The sequence below is a fragment of the Sphingobium ummariense RL-3 genome, assembly GCF_000447205.1.
GTDB lineage: Bacteria > Pseudomonadota > Alphaproteobacteria > Sphingomonadales > Sphingomonadaceae > Sphingobium > Sphingobium ummariense.
Map to the genome: position 1 here is coordinate 25,189 of NZ_AUWY01000136.1, position 23,509 is coordinate 48,697.

19 protein-coding genes are annotated in these 23,509 nt (G+C 64.3%); 17 read left to right on the plus strand and 2 right to left on the minus strand.

Features of this window, described 5'->3' with window-relative positions; translation table 11 throughout:
* Positions 1 to 91 precede the first annotated feature (91 nt).
* From M529_RS46720 to M529_RS46795, 17 genes are all read left to right on the plus strand, one after another.
* The gene (locus M529_RS46720) at positions 92 to 2,323 is read left to right on the plus strand and encodes a TonB-dependent receptor (protein ID WP_021320050.1); all 2,232 of its coding nucleotides are present in this window, start codon (positions 92 to 94) and stop codon (positions 2,321 to 2,323) included.
* Between the two features lie 20 nt (positions 2,324 to 2,343).
* Positions 2,344 to 3,321: an alpha/beta hydrolase gene (locus M529_RS46725; RefSeq protein WP_021320051.1), complete on the plus strand. Its 978-nt coding sequence runs from the start codon at positions 2,344 to 2,346 to the stop codon at positions 3,319 to 3,321.
* On the plus strand, positions 3,314 to 5,029 hold the full coding sequence (locus tag M529_RS46730) for a class I adenylate-forming enzyme family protein (protein WP_031295788.1): 1,716 nt from the start codon (positions 3,314 to 3,316) through the stop codon (positions 5,027 to 5,029). The genes M529_RS46725 and M529_RS46730 overlap by 8 nt, the downstream gene beginning before the upstream one ends.
* 38 nt (positions 5,030 to 5,067) lie before the next feature.
* Complete coding sequence (locus M529_RS46735; RefSeq protein ID WP_021320053.1) at positions 5,068 to 6,351, plus strand: acyl-CoA dehydrogenase family protein; 1,284 nt, start codon at positions 5,068 to 5,070, stop codon at positions 6,349 to 6,351.
* Positions 6,352 to 6,399: 48 nt separating this feature from the next.
* On the plus strand, positions 6,400 to 7,446 hold the full coding sequence (locus M529_RS46740) for a phosphotransferase family protein (protein ID WP_031295789.1): 1,047 nt from the start codon (positions 6,400 to 6,402) through the stop codon (positions 7,444 to 7,446).
* 15 nt (positions 7,447 to 7,461) lie between these two features.
* Positions 7,462 to 8,244, plus strand: coding sequence for an SDR family NAD(P)-dependent oxidoreductase (locus tag M529_RS46745; protein ID WP_021320055.1), 783 nt, complete (start codon positions 7,462 to 7,464; stop codon positions 8,242 to 8,244).
* A 34-nt stretch (positions 8,245 to 8,278) separates the two neighbouring features.
* Positions 8,279 to 9,058: an SDR family NAD(P)-dependent oxidoreductase gene (locus M529_RS46750; protein ID WP_021320056.1), complete on the plus strand. Its 780-nt coding sequence runs from the start codon at positions 8,279 to 8,281 to the stop codon at positions 9,056 to 9,058.
* Positions 9,059 to 9,061: 3 nt separating this feature from the next.
* The gene (locus tag M529_RS46755; RefSeq protein ID WP_021320057.1) at positions 9,062 to 9,856 is read left to right on the plus strand and encodes an SDR family NAD(P)-dependent oxidoreductase; all 795 of its coding nucleotides are present in this window, start codon (positions 9,062 to 9,064) and stop codon (positions 9,854 to 9,856) included.
* A 10-nt stretch (positions 9,857 to 9,866) separates the two neighbouring features.
* Positions 9,867 to 11,909, plus strand: coding sequence for a 3-hydroxyacyl-CoA dehydrogenase NAD-binding domain-containing protein (locus tag M529_RS46760; RefSeq protein ID WP_021320058.1), 2,043 nt, complete (start codon positions 9,867 to 9,869; stop codon positions 11,907 to 11,909).
* Positions 11,906 to 12,358, plus strand: coding sequence for a MaoC family dehydratase (locus M529_RS46765; RefSeq protein WP_021320059.1), 453 nt, complete (start codon positions 11,906 to 11,908; stop codon positions 12,356 to 12,358). The genes M529_RS46760 and M529_RS46765 overlap by 4 nt, the downstream gene beginning before the upstream one ends.
* 28 nt (positions 12,359 to 12,386) lie before the next feature.
* Positions 12,387 to 13,559 (plus strand): acetyl-CoA C-acyltransferase, encoded by a 1,173-nt coding sequence (locus M529_RS46770; RefSeq protein ID WP_021320060.1) that lies wholly within the window; start codon positions 12,387 to 12,389, stop codon positions 13,557 to 13,559.
* Positions 13,559 to 14,566, plus strand: a complete 1,008-nt coding sequence (locus M529_RS46775) for an NADPH:quinone oxidoreductase family protein (protein ID WP_021320061.1) — start codon at positions 13,559 to 13,561, stop codon at positions 14,564 to 14,566. Before M529_RS46770 ends, M529_RS46775 begins: the two co-directional genes overlap by 1 nt.
* Before the next feature lie 216 nt (positions 14,567 to 14,782).
* Positions 14,783 to 15,808, plus strand: a complete 1,026-nt coding sequence (locus M529_RS46780; RefSeq protein ID WP_021320062.1) for an NADP-dependent oxidoreductase — start codon at positions 14,783 to 14,785, stop codon at positions 15,806 to 15,808.
* Positions 15,809 to 15,867: 59 nt separating this feature from the next.
* Positions 15,868 to 16,758 (plus strand): SDR family NAD(P)-dependent oxidoreductase, encoded by an 891-nt coding sequence (locus tag M529_RS46785; RefSeq protein ID WP_021320063.1) that lies wholly within the window; start codon positions 15,868 to 15,870, stop codon positions 16,756 to 16,758.
* Positions 16,759 to 16,773: 15 nt separating this feature from the next.
* Positions 16,774 to 19,254: a CaiB/BaiF CoA-transferase family protein gene (locus tag M529_RS50150; protein WP_021320064.1), complete on the plus strand. Its 2,481-nt coding sequence runs from the start codon at positions 16,774 to 16,776 to the stop codon at positions 19,252 to 19,254.
* A gap of 14 nt (positions 19,255 to 19,268) precedes the next feature.
* Positions 19,269 to 19,898: a glutathione S-transferase family protein gene (locus tag M529_RS46790; RefSeq protein ID WP_021320065.1), complete on the plus strand. Its 630-nt coding sequence runs from the start codon at positions 19,269 to 19,271 to the stop codon at positions 19,896 to 19,898.
* 129 nt (positions 19,899 to 20,027) lie between these two features.
* Positions 20,028 to 20,999 (plus strand): NAD(P)H-dependent flavin oxidoreductase, encoded by a 972-nt coding sequence (locus M529_RS46795; protein WP_021320066.1) that lies wholly within the window; start codon positions 20,028 to 20,030, stop codon positions 20,997 to 20,999.
* 48 nt (positions 21,000 to 21,047) lie between these two features.
* Here M529_RS46795 and M529_RS46800 read toward each other — a convergent pair whose 3' ends face one another.
* Positions 21,048 to 21,866 (minus strand): CocE/NonD family hydrolase, encoded by an 819-nt coding sequence (locus tag M529_RS46800; protein WP_152522683.1) that lies wholly within the window; start codon positions 21,864 to 21,866, stop codon positions 21,048 to 21,050.
* A 162-nt stretch (positions 21,867 to 22,028) separates the two neighbouring features.
* Positions 22,029 to 23,399, minus strand: coding sequence for an IS1380 family transposase (locus M529_RS46805; RefSeq protein WP_020817822.1), 1,371 nt, complete (start codon positions 23,397 to 23,399; stop codon positions 22,029 to 22,031).
* Positions 23,400 to 23,509 lie beyond the last annotated feature (110 nt).

Sequence of the window (23,509 nt, forward strand, 5' to 3'; positions counted from 1 at the left end):
TCGCGGGTGCGATCAACCATCATTCTCCATCTAGCTGAAATCGATAAAAAGCGAATCGGCACAAAAAGACAAAACTGATGGAGGGGTTGTCATGATGAAAGGCCATTGCGTGTTTGCGCTGCTCTGCGGAGCCGCAGCCGTTCCGGCTGCCTATGCGCAGACGTCCGATGCGCCCGCGCAGGGCGGTCAATCGTCCGGCGTGGACCAGATAGAGGATATTGTGGTTACCGCATCCCGCCGCAGCGAGACGATCCTGAAGACGCCCATCGCGGTGTCGGCCTATTCGGGCGACAAGCTGCGTGCCGCCCAGACCGTGGCGCTGACCGATCTCGTCGGTCCCAATCCCAACATCCAGATCGGCAACAGCTATAATTCGGCCAACGTCGCGATCCGAGGCATCGGCAATGGGTCGTCGATCAACGCCGGATCGGATTCGGGCGTGTCGATCCAGGTGGACGGCGTCTACATGGCGCAGCCGCTGCTGACATTGTCGACCTTCCTCGACGTGGCGCGGGTGGAGGTTCTACGCGGTCCGCAAGGCACGCTGTTCGGACGCAACGCTACCGGTGGCGCCGTCAACATCATCCCGAACGAGCCGACGCCGGACGTGCATTACGGCTTCGACGTCACGGCGGGCATCGATCCCGGCCGGATCAACACGGCAGGCTATGTCAGCGGGCCGCTCAATGCATCGGGCACCCTGACCGCCCGTCTCTCCGCCCAGCAGACCTACAATCGCGGCTATACGAAGAATCTGTCGAGGCCCCAGACCTACGCGCCCGGCTACTCGAACAATCTGGTCACCACCAACGCGCCTAGCCGGCTGGACGACGCGAACAATCAGTCGGTTCGCGGCCAGATCAAGTGGGAGCCGTCCGACAGTTTCAACGCCCGACTGCTGGTCGAATATCAGCGCGATCACTCCGATGGCCCGGCGACCTTCCTGGAAGGCACGCCCGATCCGGCCCAGCCTCTCCCCGCGATCCTTGTCGGGCAGTCGACCGGAAGCGTCCGCAAGCGCGAAGTCTATAATAACGAAGGGATGCGGCGGATCGAAGGCAAGAATGTCAACCTGACGCTGAACTGGGCGCTAGGGAGCGGCGACCTCAAGGCGGTCGGTTCCTATGCTGATACCAAGATCCACAACATCCAGGACGGCGACGGCACAGACGCGCTGCACACCTATTCCGACTTCAACAACAAGACCCACCAATATTATGGGGAGCTGCTTTATTCGTCCGACGCGTCGAAGCCGTTCACCTACATCATCGGCACCAACTATTTCCACGAGAAGCTGAAGCAGGATATTTCGGTGCCGATCAGCCTGCTGCCGATGCCGGTCGATCTGGGCGCGAAGATCAACACGACCTCCTATGCCTTTTTCGGCCATGCCCAATATGCCCTGACGCCGGAGGCAAAGATCTTCGCCGGCTTGCGGTACACGCATGACAAGAAGGTCGATCTGGACGATTATAACAGCTATGTCGGCGTTCTGCCGAGGCAGAGCACGTCTTCCAGTCAGCTCACCTATGAAGTCGGCGCGTCCTACGCCTTCAACACGACCCTCGATGCCTATCTGAAATATGCCACCGGCTATAAGGGCGGCGGCTTTTCCGCCGGCGGTCTCGCCCCGGCCTTCGATCCGGAAAAGAACACCAATCTTGAGGCGGGCCTGAAAGGCTGGTTCTTCGACCGGGGATTGCAGGCGAATATCGCCGCGTTCCACATGAAATATGACAATCTTCAGGTGAACCAGATTAACGGCGCGTCCACGCAGGTCGTGAACGCCGCGAAGGCGACCATCTACGGCATCGAAGCCGAAACCGTCATCCGGCCGGTCGAGGCCCTGCGGTTCGAGGTGTCGGGCGCCTATCTCCACGCGACCTTCGACCGTTTCCGCACTGGCGATCCAGCGCGCCCCAATCTGGGGACGGTCGATCCTGACGGTACGCGGCGGTTCGACCTGGATGGCAACACCCTGCCGCAGGCCCCCCGATACAGCGTCAGCGCCGGCGGCTATTATGAAGTGCCGATCTCATCGGGCAAGGTCACGCTGGGCGCTCGATATGACTGGAAGTCGCGGCTCTATTTCAGCGAGTTCAACATCCCCGTCTCGTCGCAGGCGGCGGTGGGCAAGCTCAACCTGTCGCTCAACTATGAGAGCGAAGACCGGCGGATCACGGCGAGCCTGTTCGCGAAGAACGTCACCAACGAACAGGTCAAATCGAACGTGATCGTGGTGTCCGCGCTGATCGGGTCGCTCGCGCTCAGCCAGTATCAGCCGCCACGGCAGATCGGCGCATCGTTCGGATATCATTTCTAGAAAGAAACGACAGAAAAGCGATGCTGACCGAACATCCGAGCGTGGCGCAGGCCCGAATAGTCAAAGACCATATAGCGGGCTTGATCGCGCGCTCGGATGAGACGGACGATCTTGAAGTCGCGATGCGCTACGTTATGGACAATTATTGCCTGACAGGTGCAGAGCGCGAATTCGGATGCGGCACGACGCCGGTCGATCTCGGCACCTGTTCGGGCGAGTGGTTCGTGCCGCCGCAGGCGGAGCCGGGCCACCACATCGTCTATATCCATGGCGGCGGCTGGTTCGCCGGGTCGGTGGACACGCACCGCCATCTGATTGATCTCATCGCGCGAAGGACCGGACGCGCGGTGTTCGCGCCGAATTATCGCCTTGCACCCGAACATCCGTTTCCGGCGGGTCTTGAGGATGCCGCGCGCGCTTATGACTACGCATGTTCCAACGGGCGGGCCGGGCCGTTGGCGGCCGCCTCCGTCGCCCTGATGGGCGATAGCGCGGGCGGCAACCTCTCCGCAGCGCTCGTGATCGATATTATTTCGCGCAGCGCCCGGCTGCCCGATGCGCTGGCTCTATTGTCCGGCGTCGTCGATTTCCGGCCGCCCGACCAGATGCCGCCGGGTTCCGACGACCCGACATGCGAGCCAACGACGCAGACAAGGATTGCAGAGCTATATCTTCAGGGCGTTACGACAGTGGACAATCCCCTGGTTTCGCCTGCCGCAGCCGATTCGGATGTCCTTGAGCGATTTCCGCCGACGATCATTCAGGCGTCGTCCGACGAATATCTGCGCGATCAGGACGTCGCCTTCGCCGCCGCGCTGTGGCGGCTGGGGGTGACGGTTCATCTGAGCATCTGGCCGCATTTGCCGCACGCCTTCCACCTCTTTCCCCAGGAACTGTCGGCAGCGGGTCGCGCAGTGGATGAAATCGCCGCGTTTCTGGAAGGTGTCGAGGCAGTTCCGGCCGATAAACTTGCAAGCGTGGGAGCGCAGAATGACTAAATCCTGGCCCGCCATGTCGCTCAAGGAAGCGGAAGCACAGCTCTGTGTTCCGGGCTCGCGCTTTGAAATCCGCAAGGAAGTCATCAACGGCCGAGAATTGCGGACATGGGCAAGCCTTCCTGCCAATGTTGCCGAACTGGCGAAGCAGGTGCGGGCCAAGCATGGCGCGCGGGAGTTCCTTGTCCTAAATGACGAGCGCGTCACTTATGAGGGCTGGTTCCGCGCGGTTGCGACACTGGCGGATCATCTCGTCCGCGAGGGTGTGAAGCAGGGGGATCGCGTCGCGATCGCGATGCGGAACGTGCCCGAATGGCCGGTGGCGCTCTTCGCGGCGACGGTGTGTGGGGCTATCGCCGTGCCGCTCAATGCATGGTGGACGGGCGAGGAACTCGCTTACGCGCTGGAGCAGTCCGGCTCCACTGTCCTTATCTGCGACGATGAACGCTTCGAACGCGTCATGAACGGCGATCCGGAATTCGCCGATCGCCTGAAAATCATCGTCTCGCGGTCGTCGCGCTCCGGTATCGCTTCACTCGAATCCGTCATCGGTGTCGTGGCGGACTATGGCCGATTGCCCAACCGGCCGCTGCCGGATGTGGATATGAAGCCCGACGATCCGCTGACGATCTTCTATACCAGCGGAACGACGGGGCGGCCCAAGGGCGCACTGGGTACGCACCGCAACATGCTCTCGGGTCTGGTGGCGATCGACTTCATCGCACAGCGCGGCGCATTGCGGCGTGGCGAGCCGGTCAGCGAGCCGACGCCTTCGGTCACGCTGATGACGATCCCGCTGTTCCACGTAACCGGCTGTGCCGCGCTGCTGATGTCCGCCTTCGCCTGCGGGGGTAAGGTAGTGCTGATGCACAAGTGGAACGCGGTCGAAGCGATGGGGCTGATCGAGCGGGAGCGGATCACGTCGGCGGGCGGCGTCCCGACCATCGCGTGGCAGTTGATCGATTCCCCGGAGAGGAGCCGGTTCGATCTCAGTTCGCTCAATTATGTGCCCTATGGCGGGGCGCCGGCCGCGCCGGACCTGCCTTTCCTAATTGAGCGCGAACTGTCGGCCGTTCCCTATAATGGCTGGGGCATGACGGAAACGTCGGGCACGATCACGGGGCACAGCGCGGAAGATTATCTCAGCAGGCCCGACAGTTGCGGACCGCCGCTGCCGGTCGATGATCTGCGCGTGGTCAACGAGGCGGGCGAGCCACTTCCTATCGGCGAGATCGGGGAATTATGCGTTCAGGGACCGCAGGTCGTGATGGGATATTGGCAGAATCCCGAAGCCACCGGAGCGACTTTCGGCGACGGCTGGCTGCGAACCGGTGATCTGGCGCGGCTGGACGAGGAAGGCTTTTGCACCATCGTCGGCCGCAGCAAGGATGTCATCATCCGCGGGGGCGAGAATATCTATGCCGTTGAGGTTGAAAACGCGCTGTTCAGCCATCCTGCGGTCACGGACGCGGCGGTGGTCGCCCTGCCGCATGACAGGCTGGGCGAGGAACCCGGTGCGATGTGCCTGATCGCCGAGGGGCATGAGGTCAGCGAAGATGCGCTGAAGCTCTGGCTTCGCGAGCGGCTGGCGGCGTTCAAAATCCCGGTGGTGATCCGCTTTCACCATGAACCTTTGCCGCGCAACGCCAATGGCAAGGTCATGAAAAATGACGTGCGGGCGTTGCTTCTCTCCGACGCGATGCAGGACTGAGGTTCTGGTGCGAGATAATTTTATTTGAGGAATGAACGATGGATTTCACACTTACCGCCCGCCAGACTTCCTTTCGCGATCGCGTGCGCGCGTTCATCCAGACCAACGTCAGGTCCCGCTTGGGCGACTTTGAAGCTGAAGTGGCGGCGGAACCCCGCTGGAAGGTGATGCAGGTCATCGAGGATCTGAAGCCGCTGGCGCGCGAGCAGGGCCTGTGGAACCTCTTCATGCCCCCGCATTCGGGCCAGGAGCATGTCGACAACAGCTTCGTGTTTGAGGGCGAGCAACTCACCAACCTTGAATATGCGCTGTGCGCCGAAGAGATGGGCCGCGTCTTCTGGGGTTCGGAGGTGTTCAACTGCTCGGCACCGGATACCGGCAATATGGAAGTACTCCACCGCTACGGCACGCTGGAGCAGAAGGAACAATGGCTGCGCCCGCTGATGAACGGTGAAATCCGGTCCGCCTTCCTGATGACCGAACCAGACGTCGCCAGCTCGGACGCCACCAATATCCAGACGTCGATCCGGCGTGAGGGCGACGAATATGTCATCAACGGGCGCAAATGGTGGTCGACCGGTACCGGTGATCCGCGCTGCAAGGTGGCGGTCGTCATGGGCAAGACCGATCCCGACGCCGACAAATATCGCCAGCAGAGCATGATCCTGGTGCCGATGGATACGCCGGGCGTGACGATCAAACGCATGCTGAACGTCTATGGCTATGACCATGCGCCGCACGGGCATGGCGAAGTGGTGCTGGACAATGTGCGGGTTCCGGCGAGCAACATGCTGCTGGGCGAGGGGCGCGGTTTCGAGATCGCGCAGGGGCGGCTCGGGCCGGGGCGCATCCATCACTGCATGCGTACCATCGGCGTCGCCGAGAACGCGCTGGAGGCGATGGCGGGCCGCCTGCTGTCGCGGCAGGCTTTCGGCAAGCCGATCGCGAGCCAATCGGTGTGGGAGCAACGCATCGCGCGCGCGCGCATCGACATCGAGATGACGCGGCTGCTCTGCCTCAAGGCGGCGGACATGATGGATCAGGCCGGCAACAAGAGCGCGCAGGTCGAGATCGCGATGCTGAAGGTTCAGGCGCCCATGATGGCATGCCAGATCCTCGACGATGCCATTCAGGCGCATGGCGGCGCGGGGGTGTGCGACGATTTCGACCTCGCCTTCGACTGGGCCAACACCCGGACGCTGCGGCTGGCGGACGGCCCCGACGAAGTGCATGCGCGTGCCATCGCGCGGGCGGAGTTCAAGAAATATCGGGATGTGGCCGGCGACAGCCTGTCGAGCGGCGATGTCGGAGCGACGCGCTGATGCCGGGGGTCGCCTTTCTTTGCGCCAAGGCAGATGGGAATTACCGCGATGGTTGAGGCTGCGGTTGTCGATAGTGGCTTCGACGTCGGCAAATTGACGGCTTGGATGGAGGCTCATGTCCCGGATTTCGAAGGGCCGATCAGCTTCGACAAGTTTGCGGGCGGCCAATCGAACCCGACCTTCGCGCTCGACACGGCGACACGGCATTATGTGCTGCGTCGCAAGCCTGCGGGCGCGTTGCTGGCCTCCGCCCACGCCGTCGACCGCGAATATCGGCTGCTGAGCGCGCTCCATCCCGAGGGCTTTCCCGTGCCGCGTCCCATCGCCCTGTGCGAGGACGATGCGGTGATCGGATCGGCCTTTTACGTCATGGAGCGGATCAAGGGGCGGACGCTGTGGGACGGCGCGCTGCCCGATGAAACGCCGGGGGCGCGCCGGGCGATCTATGTCGAGATGGTGGAAACGCTTGCGCGGCTGCACCGGTTCGATCCGGCGCAGGTCGGGCTGGCGAATTACGGGCGGCCGGGCAATTATTTCGAGCGGCAGGTCGCGCGCTGGAGCCGTCAATATCGCGCCTCGCAGACCGAGGACGTGCCGGAAGTCGAAAAGCTGATGGAGTGGCTGGGCCGGACCGTGCCCGAGCAGTCGGCATCGACGATCATTCATGGCGACTATCGGCTGGACAACCTGATCTTCGATCCGTCCGAGCCCAAGGTGCTGGCCGTCATCGACTGGGAATTGAGCACGATCGGCGATCCGCTGGCGGATTTCAGCTATTTCGCGGTGCACTGGCTGATGCCGGCGGACGGCCTTGCGGCGCTGGGCAATGTCGATCTGGAGGCGGCGGGCATTCCCTCGCTGGACGAGATTACCGACCTCTACTGCGAAATGAGCGGCCGGCCGCGCATCGCCAGCCCGCACTGGTATTTCGCCTTCAATCTCTTCCGCATCGTCGGGATTGTGCAGGGCATCCGCAAACGCATCATCGACGGCACCGCTTCAAGCCTTGAGGCGGAAAAGGCCGCTGCCAAGCTAGTGCCGATGGCGCGGCTCGGCTGGGAACAGGCCCGGCTGGCCGGCGCCCTCGAACCATGAAGACTGGAGAGAAATGTGAACAAGCTGTTTGACCTGAGCGGCAAGGTCGCCATCGTTACCGGGTCGTCGCGTGGCATCGGCCGTGCTATCGCGGAGGCGCTGGCGGACGCCGGGGCGCAGGTGGTCATATCCAGCCGCAATCTCGATGCGTGCGAGGAGGCCGCCGCCGCGATAAACGCGCAAATGGGCGAAACGCGCGCCACCGCGATCGCGGCGGACATTTCGGTGAAGGACGATCTGCGGGCGCTGGTCACGGAAGCGGAAGCGCAGTGTGGTCCGGTCGATATTCTGGTCTGCAACGCGGCGGTCAGTTCGCATTATGGGCCGACGCTCGAAATTCCGGACGATGAATTCCACAAGATTATCAACGGCAACATCCTGTCCAACCAGTGGCTCGTCCAGCTCGTCGCGCCCGGCATGATCGAGCGGCAGGCGGGGTCGATCATCATCGTCGCATCGCTCGGCGCCTATCTTGGGTCCGGCATGATTGGCACCTATCATGTGTCGAAGGCCGCCGACCTCCAGATGGTTCGCAACCTTGCCGTGGAACTCGGCAAGCACAGCATCAGGGTCAATGCCATCTCGCCTGGCATCACGAAGACGGATTTCGCGAAGCGGCTATGGGAAGACCCGGCGGGCGCCGAGCAGGTTACGAAGCGCACGCCCCTGTGCCGCATTGGCGTGCCGGGCGAAATGGCCGGCGCAGCAGTCTATCTGGCGGCTGAAGCGAGCGCCTTCATGACGGGGCAGTCGCTGCTCATCGACGGCGGCATGGCGATAGGCCCGGCAAGGCTTTGACGTCGCAGGCACTCAACAGAGTCAGGAACGAAGCATGAGCAACCTGTTTGACCTCTCCGGCAAGACAGCCATCGTGACCGGATCGTCACGTGGCATCGGCCGCGCCATCGCTGAGGCTCTGGCCGACGCGGGTGCTCGCGTCGTCATATCCAGCCGCAAGCAGGCGTCCTGCGAGGATGTCGCGGCCGCCATCAACGCGCGTCATGGCGAAGGGCGCGCGACCCCCATCGAGGCCAGCATTTCCAACAAGGTGGCGCTGGAAGCGCTAGTCAGAAACACCCAGGAGCGGATCGGTCCCATCGACATCCTGATCTGCAACGCGGCATCCAACCCCTATTACGGGCCGACGCTGGGGATCAATGACGACCAGTTCCGCAAAATCCTGGAAAACAACATCCTGTCGAACCACTGGCTGGCGCAATTGGTCGCGCCGTCCATGATCGAGCGCAAATCGGGGTCGATCGTCATCGTTTCGTCGATCGGCGCTTACATCGGTTCGGACACGATCGGCACCTATCATCTGTCGAAGGCCGCCGATCTCGCCATGGTCCGCAATCTGGCTGTCGAATTCGGACCCCACAAGGTACGGGTCAACGCCATCTCGCCCGGTGTGACGCGGACCGACTTCGCCAAGGCGCTGTGGGAAGATCCCGCAAAGGAGACCGCGTTCAGCCAGCAGATCCCGCTGCGCCGCATCGGCGAGCCGGGAGAAATGGCGGGAGCGGCGCTTTTCCTCGCATCCGACGCCTCTTCCTATGTGACTGGCCAGGCCATCGTGGTGGACGGCGGCATGACCATCGCTCCGGTGGCGTAAAGCATGGCGCGCTTCAAGAACAAGGTTGTGGCGATTACTGGCGCGGCCTCTGGCATCGGCGCTGCGACAACGCGCCTCTTCGCACAAGAAGGCGCGCAGGTGGTCGCGTTCGATACCAGCCAGACACTGGCGGAGAGCTTTGCTGGGGAAGCCGCGATCGTCACCATGCAGGGCGACGCCGGGCGCGAAGAGGATGTGCTGGCGATGTTTGCGCTGGCGACGAGCCGCTTCGGCGGTGTCGATATCATCTGCGCCAATGCGGGCGTGACGGGGGGCGAAGCGGGGCTGTTCGACCAGAGCGTCGAAAGCTGGGAGCAGGTGCTGCGTATCAACCTGATCGGTCCGTTTTTGGCTGTCCGGCATGGCGCGAAGACCATGGTCGATAGCGGCAGGGCCGGCGCCATCGTCTGCACCGCTTCAGTCGCGGCGTTGCGCGCGGGGGCAGGCGGCCCGGCCTATTCGGCGTCGAAGGCGGGCGTCGTGAACCTCGTCCAGATCGCGGCCCAGCAGCTCGCCGGATCGGGCATCCGCGTCAACGCGGTCTGCCCCGGCCTGATCGAAAGCGGCATGACCAGAGAGCTGTATGACAAGGCGCGCGCCAAGGGGCGGGAAGGATCGATCGGCAAGCTCAATCCGCTCCGGCGCGGCGGGCATCCGGCCGAAATCGCGCGGGCCATCGCCTTTCTTGCGTCGGACGAGGCCAGCTACGTCAACGGGCATGCTCTCGTCGTGGATGCAGGACTTTCGACGTCTCACCCCTTCGCCCGACCCAGCGCTCTGGGCGAAACCATTTTTTGAGAGAGAGAATATGATCGAGACACATCGCCACGGCACCATCCTCGCAATTCAGATCGGTAATCCGCCCGTCAACGCTCTGTCGGAAGATGTGCGGCGCGGCATCTATCAGGCGATAGAAGCCGCCCAGAGCGATGACGGCATTTCAGCCATCGTGATCCATGGGGCGGGGCGGATGTTCAGCGCGGGCGCCGACATCACCGAGTTCGGCAAGCCGCTCGCAGAGCCGGGCCTTGCGGTGGTAATCGACGCCATCGAAGCCAGCGCCAAGCCTGTCGTCGCCGCCATCCACGGCTCCGCGCTCGGCGGCGGGCTGGAGGTCGCGCTGGGTGCGCATTATCGCGTCGCGACCGCGAGCGCGAAGCTGGGGCTGCCCGAAGTCGCCCTGGGCCTGCTGCCGGGCGCCGGCGGCACCCAGCGGCTCCCCCGCCTCGTCGGCATTCCCGCCGCGCTCGATATGATCGTTTTGGGCAGCCCGATTTCGGGCGCGAAGGCGCTGGACATCGATCTGGTGGACAAGGTCGTGCCGGAGCAAAGGCTGGTCGAGGATGCAATCGCCTATGCTGCAAAGCTCGACAGGCCGCGCCCGACCGGCGAACGCGCGGTGTCCTTCGACGGGGGCGAATTCGATCGCTTCGCGGAACAGAATGCGCGCAAGATCAAGGGGCTGGATGCACCCCAGGCCTGTATCGAGGCGGTTCGCGCGGCAACGACGCTGTCGCTCGCCGACGGGCAGGAGAAGGAGCGGAGCCTTTTCCATCGGTTGATGGACGGCGCGCAGTCGAAGGCGTTGCGCCATGCCTTCTTCGCCGAGCGCGCCGCCGCCAAGATCGACGGGTTACCCAAGGATGTCGCGCTGCGATCCGTCGCGAAGGTCGGCGTGATCGGCGCGGGCACGATGGGCGGCGGGATTTCGATGAATTTCCTATCCGCCGGCATTCCCGTCACCATCGTGGAGATGGCGGAGGAAGCGCTCGACCGCGGCACGGGCCTGATGCGGAAAAATTATGAGGCGACCGCCGCCAAGGGGCGCATGACCGGCGCGCAGGTCGAGGGCGCGCTGGCGCTGCTGACGCCGACGCTGGATTTCAGCGCCCTGTCGGACTGCGATCTCATCATCGAGGCGGTCTATGAGAATATGGACGTGAAGAAGGAGATTTTCGCGCGGCTCGACGGCATCGCCAAGCCCGGCGCGATCCTCGCATCCAACACATCCTACCTCTCGGTCGATGAGATTGCGGAGGTGACGAAACGGCCTCAGGACGTGGTAGGCCTGCACTTCTTCTCGCCCGCCAATATCATGAAGCTGGTGGAGGTGGTGCGCGGTGACAAGACCGCGTCGGACGTGCTGGCGACCGGCATGGCGATCGCGCGCAAGATCGGCAAGGTGCCGGTCGTGTCGGGTGTATGCTTCGGCTTCATCGGCAACCGGATGCTCGATCCCCGGCTGGAAGGCGCGATGGAGATGCTGCTGGAGGGCGCGACGCCCGACCAGATCGACCGTGTCTCGGTCGGCTTCGGCATGCCGATGGGGCCGTTGCAGATGATCGACCTCGCCGGCGTCGACATTGGCTGGCATCGCGATCCGACCCGTATCGAAAGCCTACGCGACGCGCTGAATGCCCTGGGCCGATGGGGGCAGAAGGCCGGTGGCGGTTTCTACGACTATGACGAGAAGCGCCGTCCTCTTCCGTCCCCGGCCGCGACCGGGATCATCGATGATTACCGCGCCAAGGCCGGGGTGACGCCGCGCGCGATTTCTGACGAGGAAATCATGGTCCGCACCATGCACGTCATGGTCAATGAAGGGGCCAAGATCCTGAGCGAAGGGATCGCGCAGCGGGCTTCGGACATCGATGTCGTCTGGATCTACGGCTATGGCTGGCCGCGCCATACCGGCGGACCGATGTTCTGGGCGGAGCAGGTCGGCCTCACCAAGATCGTCGCCGATCTGGAGCGCTATGCCGATCGGCTCGGCGATGACTTTTCGCTATCCCCCCTTCTGGCGAAGGCGGCGCGCGATGGCCGGTCGCTCGACCAGGCCAAGGCCAGATGAGCGACGTGCTGGCGCGTTTGCAGGCTGACAAGGGGGTCACGCACCATTCGGATTGGCTGACCGTCGATCAGGCGATGATCAACCGGTTCGCGGACGCGACGATGGACTGGCAGCATATCCATGTCGATCCGGAGCGCGCGCGAGAGACCCGTTTCGGCGGCACGATCGCGCATGGCTTTCTGGTCCTGTCGTTGCTGTCCCATCTGGAGGAAAAGACCACGGCTGCGCGGTTACCGGACATCAAGATCGGCGTGAATTACGGCTTCGACCGCGTCCGGTTCGTTTCGCCCGTGAAGGCCGGCAGCCGCATCCGTTCGGTTTCGACGCTCAGAAGCGTGAAAGAGAAGAATCCCCGCCACTTCGAACAGACGCAGGACATCTGCGTCGAAATCGAGGGGCAGGACAAGCCCGCCGTCGTGGCGACGTGGGTAACCCAGTTTTTCGTGTGACCGCAAAGGTCTGCCTAGGAGATTGAACATGCAGGACGCCGTCATCGTGTCAGCCGCGCGCACCCCCATCGGGCGCGCCTATCGCGGAGCGTTCAACGCGACACCGTCGCCGACGCTGGCCGCCCACGCGATCCGGGCGGCGGTGTCGCGCGCCGGAATCGATCCGGCCGAAATCGACGATGTGCTGCTGGGCGCGTCGTTGCAGCAGGGCTATCAGTCGACCATCGGACGAACCGCGGCGATGCGCGCCGGACTGCCAGTCACGGTCGCGGGCATGTCGCTCGACCGGCAATGCGCTTCGGGCCTGATGACGATCGCCACGGCGGCCAAGCAGATCATGGTCGACCGGATGAAGGTGATCGTCGCAGGCGGGGTCGAATCCATTTCGCTGGTGCAGACCGAGGCGCTCAGGATCGATGAGGATCTCGAACTGGTGGCGATGGTGCCGGACATGTTCATGCCCATGCTGCAAACCGCCGAAACCGTCGCGCGGCGTTACGGCATCGGGCGTGAGCGGCAGGACGCCTACGCCCTGCGGTCGCAGCAGCGCACGGCGGCCGCGCAGCAGAATGGCGCGTTCGATGACGAGATCGTGCCCGTCGAGGCGACCATGACGGTGCGTGACAAGGCCACCGGCGTGGTATCGTCGCAGCGCATCACGCTGACCAAGGATGAGGGCGCTCGTCCCGAAACGACGGCTGAAGGACTGGCCGCGCTAAAGACCGTGGTCGAGGGCGGCACCGTCACCGCAGGCAATGCGAGCCAGCTATCCGATGGCGCGGCGGCTGTCGTCGTCATGGATGCGAGCCTCGCCGCCGAGCGCGGGCTACGCCCGCTGGGCCGCTATGTCGGCATGGCGGTTGCGGGCACCGAGCCGGACGAGATGGGCATCGGCCCGGTGTTCGCCATCCCCAAGCTGATCCAGCGCTTCGGCCTTACCATGGACGATATCGGCCTTTGGGAACTCAACGAAGCCTTCGCCGTGCAGGTGATCTATTGCCAGGACAGGCTGGGTATTCCGGAAGACCGGCTGAACGTGAACGGTGGCGCGATCTCCATCGGCCATCCCTATGGCATGTCGGGCGCTCGGCTGGTCGCGCACGCGCTGATCGAGGGTAGGAAGCGCGGCGCGCGCTATGTCGTGGTGACGATGTGCGTCGGGGGCGGTATGGGCGCCGCCGGCCTGTTCGAGGTCCTGTGATGAAAGCCCTGCTTTCCGTCGATCCGGGCGGCCCGGAGTCCCTGAGGCTGTCCGACATTCCGGTTCCGGACCCCGGCCCGGGCCAGTTGCGGGTGCGCGTGCTGGCCTGCGGCATCAACTATCCCGACGTTCTGGTGATCGAGGACAAATATCAGTTCAAGCCGCCGCGGCCTTTCGCGCCGGGGGTTGAGGTTTCGGGCGTCGTCGATGCGGTGGGCGAGGGCGTGACCGGCTGGCGAAAGGGCGACAGCCTGATAGCGACCCTGGCGCAATCGAATGGCGGGCTGGTCGAATATGCGGTGTTCGATGCGGCCGACGCGTTCAAGATACCCGAAGGGCAGGACCCCATCGCGGCTGCCGGGCTTCTGCTCACCTATGCCACCACGATCCATGCTCTGGCCGACCGCGGAAATCTGACCGCGGGCGAGACGCTGCTGGTGCTCGGGGCAGCGGGCGGCGTCGGTCTGGCGGCGATCGAGATCGGCAAGGTCATGGGCGCGCGGGTTGTGGCCGCCGTATCCAGCGAGGAAAAGGCCGAGGTGGTCCTTACCGCCGGGGCCGACGACGTCATGGTCTATGACCGTGCGCCCTTCGACAAGGAGCAGGCGCGCGCGCTGGGGCTGGCGTTCAAGGAACGGGTGGGACCGGAGGGCGCGCACGTCATCTATGATCCCGTGGGAGGCGACTATGCCGAGCCGGCCCTGCGCTGCATTGCCTGGGAAGGGCGTTATCTGGTCGTGGGCTTTCCGGCGGGGATACCGAAGATCCCGCTCAACCTGCCGCTGCTCAAATCCTGCGATATTCGCGGCATCTTCTGGGGCGGCTTCGCCAGGCGCGCGCCCGACCATAACCGGCGCAACATCCTGCAACTGATCGACTGGTGGACGGCGGGTCGGATCACGCCGAAGATCGACCAGATCTTCCCCCTCGAACGCGGCGGCGAGGCGATCGCCCGGCTGGCGAGCCGGTCGGCGGTCGGCAAAGTCATCGTGACGATCGGCGCGTGATGAGCGGCGAAGCGACCATCGGCATGCCCGCGCCCCGACCGGTCAGGGTTTTGCCGGCCTCGCCACCGGGCCGATCATCGCCGCGGGTCTGCTGCTGTCGTCTTCGGACCTGCCCTTCTATGGCTCGGTCGTCTGCTTCTGCATGGCGACCGGATTGAGCCTTCATGCCGAGCGCGGATCGCGTTCGGTCCCTAAAGTTCTGGAGAACCCCTTGCCATGACAAGCACATATCGGGCGTGGACGCTCGTGCGGCGGGCCAAAGGCCTGCCCGGCAGCGACCTTTTCGAACTGCGCGATTTCGACGATGCGCCGCTTGCCGAAGGGGAGGTCCGGGTGCGGAACGACTGGCTGACGGTCGGGCCGGCCATGCGGGTGCGGATGTCGGCGCAGACGCGCGGCTATCTGGCACCCTATGGTTTGGGCGATCCCATTCCGGGCTGGGCCGTGGGCGAAGTGATCGCGTCGCGCTCCGCCGATTTCGCACCGGGCGCCCGGGTTCTTCACCAGTTCGGTATGCGCGACTATGGGCAGGGACCGGCGACCGCCTTTGAAAAACTGCCTTCGTCCGGCGCGCCCGAACATTATCTCAACGCCATGGGTTCCACAGGCTTCGTGGCCTATTATGGGCTGTTTGAGATAGCCAAAGCCAAGGCCGGAGAGACGCTGTTCGTGTCGGCGGCGGCGGGTGCGGTCGGGAGCACGGCGGTGCAGATCGGCAAGGCCATCGGCCTCACAGTCATCGGTTCCGCCGGCGGCAGCGCCAAGGGCGAGCGGTTGAAAGAGATCGGCGCGGATGCCGTGATCGATTATAAAACTCCAGGCTCGCTAGAGGAAAAGCTGGCTGCGGTGGCGCCGCAGGGCATCGACATCTATCTCGACAATGTGGGGGGCGAGCATCTCGACGCCGCGCTGGCCAACGCGAACCCCAACGCGCGGTTCGCGATCAGCGGGATGATCGGCAGCTATAATCAGGAGCGCGCGTCCGACATGATGCACCACCTCAACCGCATCGTGACGCAGCGTATCCACGTCCAGGGCTATCTGCCCTATTCCGATCGCGCCGACCTGCTGGGCGGGTTTCGCGAGCGGATGTCCGCCTGGATCGCGAACGGCACCGTTCGTCCCTGGCAGGAAGTCAGGGACGGGCTGGAGAGCGTTCCGCAGGCCATTCAGGATCTTTTCACCGGCGGCTTCTCGGGGAAGCCGCTCATTCGTCTCAACACCGAAGGCGCGCGGCCTTGACCGGCGTGGCCCCTTCGCCTTCCGCCGGCAGCGGAGGCAGCCATCGAAAGGATGACCCCATGACAGCCCCCCTCATCTCGCTTTCCGGCCATGTCGCTCTGGTGACCGGCGCCGGTCAGGGGCTGGGCCGCGCCCATGCGCTCGCGCTGGCCCGGCACGGTGCCATGGTCGCGGTGAACGACCTGTCCCAAAAGGATGCGGAAGCGGTGGCGCAGGACATCGTCGCCGCCGGCGGACAGGCCATCGCCTGCCCGGCCAATGTCGCTGATTCCGACAGCGTGACCGCGATGGTCGACGCGATCGTGGCGCAGTGGGGGCAGGTCGACATCCTCGTCAACAATGCCGGCATCCTGCGCGACCGCACTTTTGCCAAATCGACCATTGCGGACTTCCGGGCGGTGATCGACGTGAACCTGATGGGATCGGTCCATTGTACCCACGCGGTCTGGAACTTGATGCGCGAACGGGGCTATGGCCGGATCGTCTTCACCACATCCTCGTCGGGCCTGTACGGCAATTTCGGCCAGGCGAATTACAGCGCGGCCAAGATGGCGCTGGTCGGCCTGATGCAGACGCTCGCGATCGAGGGGGAGCGATACGGTATCCATGTGAATTGCCTCGCACCCAGCGCGGCGACCGGTATGACCAGCGGCCTCTATGACAGTGGCGACCTTGCCCGGCTGGGCAGCGACATGGTCGCCCCCGCAGTCGTGGCGCTTTCAGCCGAAGAAGCGCCGAGCCGGGCCATCGTTCTAGCGGGTGCGGGGCGCTTCGCGCGGGCGCATATCACGATGACCAGCGGCGCTTATCTGATCGGGGAAGAGGACATGGCGGCGGCGCTGCTGTCGCAGATGGACAGGATCGGCGACCGGACGGGCGAGCATGTGCCTGCGTCCGGCCCGGAACAGCACCGCAGGGAAGTCGCCGGGCTTCAGGAACTCGCCCGATAGAAACCGTTGCCGGATATGATAGGATATGGCGAGGGCTTTCTGAAGCCCTACAGGGTGATAGACCTGACCGATCATCGGGGGCTTCTTGCAGGGCATATGCTGGCGCAGATGGGCGCGGACGTGGTGCAGGTGGAACCCGAAGGGGGGAACATCGCCCGGCAGCTTCCGCCGTTCGCGCCCGACTGGCCGGAAGGCGAGCAATCCTTATTCTGGGCCACCTATACGGCGGGCAAGCGCTCCATCGTCGCCGATCCCGAGGGGGATGGGGCGTTATGGGAACGTCTGCTGCGATCGGCCGATATCTTGATCGAATCCTATACGCCCCGTGAAGGGCGGCCTTTCTGGCTCGATCCGGGGGCGCTGGCCGAACGGCATCCGCATCTCGTCCATGTTTCGATCACGCCCTTCGGGCTGGAAGGTCCCAAGCATGATTGGCAGGATAGTGAAATCACCCTCTGGGCGGCGGGCGGTCCGCTGTGGCTGACGCGCGGCCATGACGACCGGCCGTTACGCATCAGTGTTCCCCAAGCCTATCTCCATGCCGGGGCGACCGCCGTCAGCGCGGCGCTGATCGCCCTGACCGATCGCAGCCGCACAGGACGTGGGCAGCATCTCGATCTGGCGGTTGTCCAGACGCTGCCGCAGTGCACGCTTGGCGCGGTGCTCGCCGAAGGGGTGGGGCATGCCGATTTCGTGCCGCGCAGGAAGGCGGGGGACGAGCATGTCGTGGACTTGAGCGGCAGCGGATCGATCACGCGCAAGTCCAAGTGGATGGTGTCGGACGGTCTGGCGGAGATGCATCTGGGCATCGGGCCGGCGGCCGGTCCCGCGTCCAACAAGCTGATGACGTGGATGCGCGACGAGGGTTGGTTCCACCCCATATTCAGCGACTGGGACTGGAGCAGGCTTCACGAGAAGATCATCTCCAGGGAGGTGAGCGAGGCCGATCTCGACGCGGTTCGGGCCTGGGTGCAATCCTTTCTCACCGCGCGGCACAAGGATGAGTTGGTGGGCGTGGCGATCGAGCGCGGGGTCCGCATCGCGCCTATCCTGACGGTGGCCGATCTGGCCGAGAGCGCCCAATTTGCAGCGCGAGGCTTCATCGAGACGATTGACGGTCCTTTCGGCTCTTACAGAATGCCGGGCGCCTTTGCCCGTGGCTGTCCTGAAGGATTTGTGTGGCCTCGTCCCGCTCCCCGGCTGGGCGAACATGATGCGGAGGTCCGGGACGAATGGCTGGCGGGGAGCCGGTCGCCGCCTTCTTCCGCCGAGGCTGGCGATGCGATCGGGCGACCGCTGGGGAAACTCAAGGTGCTCGACCTTGCCTGGGTGGTGGCCGGTCCCTTGATCGGGCGCACGCTGGCGGACTTTGGCGCGACGGTGGTGCGGGTCGAATCGTCGCGTCGGGTTGAAACGGCGCGCGTCATGGGGCCGTTTCCGGGCGGCCGATATGATGTGCAGCAGTCCGCGCTGTTCGAGACATGCAATGCCGGCAAGCTCGGGCTGTCGCTCGATCTGTCGAAGGACGCAGCGCGGGATGTGGTTCGCGATCTCGTCCGGTGGGCGGATGTCCTGGTGGAGTCCTTCACCCCCGGGCAGATGGCGAAATGGAACCTGTCCTATGAAGAATTACGCGCCATCAACCCCGGACTGGTGATGGTGAGCACCTCGCTGTCGGGTCAGGATGGGCCCAACGCCCGCTACTCGGGCTATGGCAACCATGGCGCCGCCCTTTCCGGGTTCCAGTATATCGTGGGCGCGCCGGACGGGCCACTCGTCGGCCCCTATGGACCCTATACCGACTTCGTGGCCCCCCGCTTCGGCCTGGCGGTGCTGCTTGCGGCGCTCGACTATCGGCGGCGCACGGGGAAGGGGTGCTATCTGGAGGTTTCCCAGGTCGAAGCGGGCGTGCAGTTTCTCGCGCCGCAGATCGCGGCCTTTTCGGTGACGGGAGAGATACAGGGGGCGGTGGGCAATCGCGACGCGCTGATGGCGCCCCATGGCGTATTCCGGGCGGCCGGAGACGATCAATGGATCGCGCTGGCCGTCGAGAATGACGGGCAATGGCGCGATCTCGCTGGATTGATGGGCGGCGAGGGTCTGGAGCGGGACCAGCGCTTTGCCACCGTGCAAGCGCGTCGAGAGCATCTCGAGGAGGTGGAGGCGATTGTCGAGGAGTGGACGGCGAGCCGGGATGTACAATGGCTGGAGGAGAGCCTGCGCCAGTGCGGTATTCCTGCCCATCGGGTCCAGTCCATTTATGGGATGGATGCCGTTCCACAGATGCGGGGGCGGGAGCATCTGGTCCGCATCGCCCATCCCTTGTCCGGCGTGGCGATGATCGAGGCGGCGCCGTTCCGGCTATCCCGAACGCCGGCGCACTATGATGTTTGCGCGCCGCCCTATGGCCGGAACAATGACCGCGTGCTGCGCGGAATATTGGGTTATGGAGAGGATCGGCTGGACGCTCTGGCGGCGGCCGACGTATTGCTCTGAGCAGGGGAGGGGCCGTGATCCAACTCTATCATTGCGAGGGGGCACGGTCGTTTCGTGCGCTCTGGATGCTGGAAGAACTGGGCGCGGAATATAGGTTGCACATGCTGCCATTCCCGCCCCGGTTTCGCGCGCCCGATTATCTGGAGATCAATCCGCTGGGCACTATCCCATACATGATCGTGAATGGCGCGGCGATGAGCGAATCCTCCGCCATCGCGCAATATCTGGCCGACACGCATTGGGAAGCCGGGCTGTCGGTCGCGCCATCCGACCTTGCCTATGCCGACTATCTCAACTTCCTGCACATGGGGGAGGCGACGCTCACCTTTCCACAGACGCGATATTTCCGATATACAATGCTCGAGCCGCCGGAGCGCCGCAACCCCCAAGTGGCTGAGGATTATCGGCGCTGGTTCCTCAAGCGTCTGGAAGCGGCGATGGGCATGATGCGCGGGCGGGACCATGCGTGCGGTGGTCGTTTCACCGCAGCCGATATATCGGTCGGCTATGCCATCAAGTTCGCGGAGGCGCTGGGCCTTGGCGATGATCTCCCTCCGGCCGCGACTGAATATTTCCGCCGGCTCGAAGCGCGCCCGGCCTATCGGCGAGCCGTGGCGGCCGAGCGGGGTAATGCCGTGGAATGAGCGGACGATGCAGGCGTCCGCCTCTCGCCCTCTCCTGCCCAAATTGCGACCGGACGGTTGCGCGTTAGGGTCATGGCGGCTCGACACAGGCCTGATTATCACCCGTCAAGACGTTTTCAGGGAATCCCCATGCAGACACGCATCACGCAATTATTCGGCATTCAATTTCCCATCGTTCAGGGCGGCATGCATTTTGTCGGCAAGGCCGAATTGGCGGCGGCTGTTTCGGAAGCTGGCGGCCTTGGCATATTGACGGCGCTGACGCAGCGGACGCCGGCCGATCTGGCGGCGGAAATCGACCGGTGCCGCGCCATGACCGACAAGCCATTTGGCGTTAACCTCACCTTCCTGCCAGTTGTGAACGCGCCGGACTATCCGGGCTATCTGCGGGTGATCTGCGAGAAGGGCATCCCGGTCGTCGAAACCGCAGGAAACAATCCCGTTGAGCATCTGCCGGCGCTCAAGGCGGCGGGCGTCAAGGTCATCCACAAATGCACCTCGATCCGCCATGCGCTGAAAGCCCAGGACATCGGGTGCGACGCGGTCAGCGTCGACGGCTTCGAATGCGGTGGGCATCCCGGCGAGGATGACGTGCCGGGCCTCATTCTGCTGCCGCTGGCGGCGAAGGCGCTTTCCGTCCCCTTCATCGCGTCCGGCGGGATGGCGGACGGCAAGTCGCTCGTCGCGGCCCTCGCACTGGGCGCGGACGGCATCAATCTGGGCACGCGTTTCGTGGCGACGCAGGAGGCCCCGGTGCATGAGCGCGTGAAGCAGGCGATCGTCGCGGCGGGAGAACGCGACACGCGCCTCATCATGCGGCCGCTCAGGAACACCGAACGCGTGCTGCGCAACCCGGCGGTGGATCAAATTATCGACACGGAACGGGCGCTGGGCGACCGCATCCGATTCGAGGATATCGCCGAGCAGGTCGCCGGCGTCTACTACCGGATCATGGTCGACGGGGATGTCGATGCGGGAGCCTGGAGTTGCGGCATGGTCGCCGGGCTGATCGACGACGTCCCGACCGTCAGGGAACTCATCGACCGCATCGTCGCGGAGGCGAAATCGATCACGAAGGAGCGGCTGGCGTCTCTCTTCTGATCCGCATCGCGAGCGCCGCCTGAAGGCAGGGTCAGGCGGGCGTGCCGCTCAGCTTGCCGCCGGGATGATCGGCAGCAGGATTCGGGACGGATGTGCTTCGTCATGAAGCACCTGCTGATGCGCGACCTTCGCGTCCGCCAATGTGCCGCCCCATTCATCCCAGATGTTGAGGTTTCTCGCCCAGCGAGGGAAGCAACTGCTGGTGACGTCCAGTTGCAGCTGATGCCCCGCCTTGAACAGGTTGCTCGTCGGCAGAAGTTCGATGCGCAGCAGATAGGGCTTGCCGGGTTCCAGCGGTTCCGCCTGCCGGGTGAGGTCGTCGGGATCGTCGCGATAGCGGGCGCGGATGATGCCGTCGGTGATGAGGCGCGCCGTGCCGTCCGGATGCACGTCCACCAGTCGGGCGACGAAATCGGTGTCGACCACATCGGTCTTCACCCACAGTTCGACAAAGGGCGTTCCGGTGACTTCGATCTCCTCTTCCAGAATATCGGATGTATAGACCAATATGTCATCGCGCTTCTCTATCAGATTCTGGTCGCTGCCGCCCGGAACGCAGCTTACGCCGAACACCGCGCCGCCGCGCGTGGGCACGGGATTTGCCGGGTCGTAGACGAAGGCGTCGGGTGGTCCGCCACTGCCCTGTTGCGGTGACAGGACGCCATCGCCCTCGCTCGTATTGGCCTGGCCGCCGCTCGACAGATACCAAGGCGTGACGACGGTGCGCGCTATCGGCCATTCCTGTTCGTCGCGCCACCTGTTCGCGCCCATGATCCAGATCTTGACCGGCGCTGCCTCCTCGCCTTCGTCCAGCGCGGAAAAATAGCGGGCGGCAAGGCCCATATGGCCGAAGGGATTAACCCGCACTATTCATGAGGCCTCCGCTCCGGGTTCGTGCGAGCATGGTTTGTCGGTCGTCGGGTGATCAGAGCAAGCTCCTCCGGCGGTTTTTTTCACCGCGTCAGGATCGATGGGCTTTTCGAGGTTGAAGGACGAGGGCTCGGGCTTTGGGCGGCACTGCCGCGCTGGTTATGTGGGTGCCGGCCGGAGGCCGGTGGCAATGGTTCTGAACAGGCTGGCATCGGGACAGGCTGACGCGAAGGCGACGCGGATGCGCGTAGCGGTTTCGATGACGCGGGCGGCGACCTTGAGCAACCGCAGGCGCAGCGTTGCGAACTCGGCGGTGGCGAGCGCGGCAGCCTTCGGGATTTCCTGCTGGATGCGCCACACGAGCCAGTAGGCGGCGGTGTGCAGGATGAGGCGCATCTGGTTGGCATTGGCTGAGCGGCACGAGGTACGATCGCTGGCAAGCTGGGTCTTGTGGCGCTTGATCAGGTTCTCGGCGTTGCCGCGCGCGCAGTAGAGGGTGTCGTAGATATGCTCAGCCGAACCTTCGGCCAGCGAGGTGACGACATAGCGGATGTCCATGCCCAGCGTGCTGGCCTCGATCCGGGCGACGACGCGGCGCTGGCACTTCCAGCTCTTCGCGCCGTAGCGGGTCTCGGCATAGTTGCGCAGGACCGGATATTGGCGCTGAGCCCGCTTAACCGCGCAGGCATCGGCGGCAGCGACGATTTCGGGATCAGCACGCAGCGCGGCGTTGGTCGGCAGGCCGAACACGTAGTCGACGCCGGCCGCCTCGCAGAAGGCCATGACCTCGGGCCGGCCATAGTGCCCGTCGCCGCGGATGGTGATGTGCGTTTCGGGCCAGTGCCGGCGCAGATGGCGCACCAGGCGCCGGATGTGGCCGGCAGCTTCGGCGCCCGACGGTGTCTTGCCGGTGCGCAGCAGCATCGCCACCGGTCGGCCGGTGGCAGTGTCGTAGACATGGATCGGCAGGAAGCAGCGCTCGCCATGATGCCCGTTCCAGAAGGAGAGCTGCTGATAGCCATGAACAACGTCACAGGTGTCATCGATATCCAGCGTCACCGCCGCCGGCGCGGCGGGGTAGCTGGTGCAGTAGATGTCGATCATCGCGGCCATCATCCTGGCCAGTTCGCGTGTGGTCGGCGCATTTTCCCACCGGCTCATCGTCGGTTGGCTGGCCAGCCCCGCGCCCGATCCCGGCAGCTTGCCCAGCGCCAGACGGAAGCCCGGATCGTCGCGCAGAGCGTCGAGATCATCGGCGTCTTCATAGCCGCAGGCGATCGCGAACACCCGGGCACGCAGGATGTCATCAAGGCGATGGATCACCCGCACAGGGTCCCGCGGATCGGCAATGCAAGCCGCAAGCCGCCGGCAAAGCCCCATCGCGCGCTCGGCCTGTGCCAGCAGCAGAACACCGCCATCCGAGGTGAGCCGACCTCCGTCGAACGCGGCTGTGATCTTCTTGCGCCCGATCGCTGGAAACGAAAATCCCGGCGCGCTATCATCGCTCCCGGCGGGTGTGGCCCGTGGCATAAATTGCCTCGCTGCAGGACTGGTCTAGACACCCATTTTCCTACATCAAAGCAATCGCTTACACCACTCCCGCCAACCCTGCTGACTGAGCCCGATGAATAAGCCGGGTT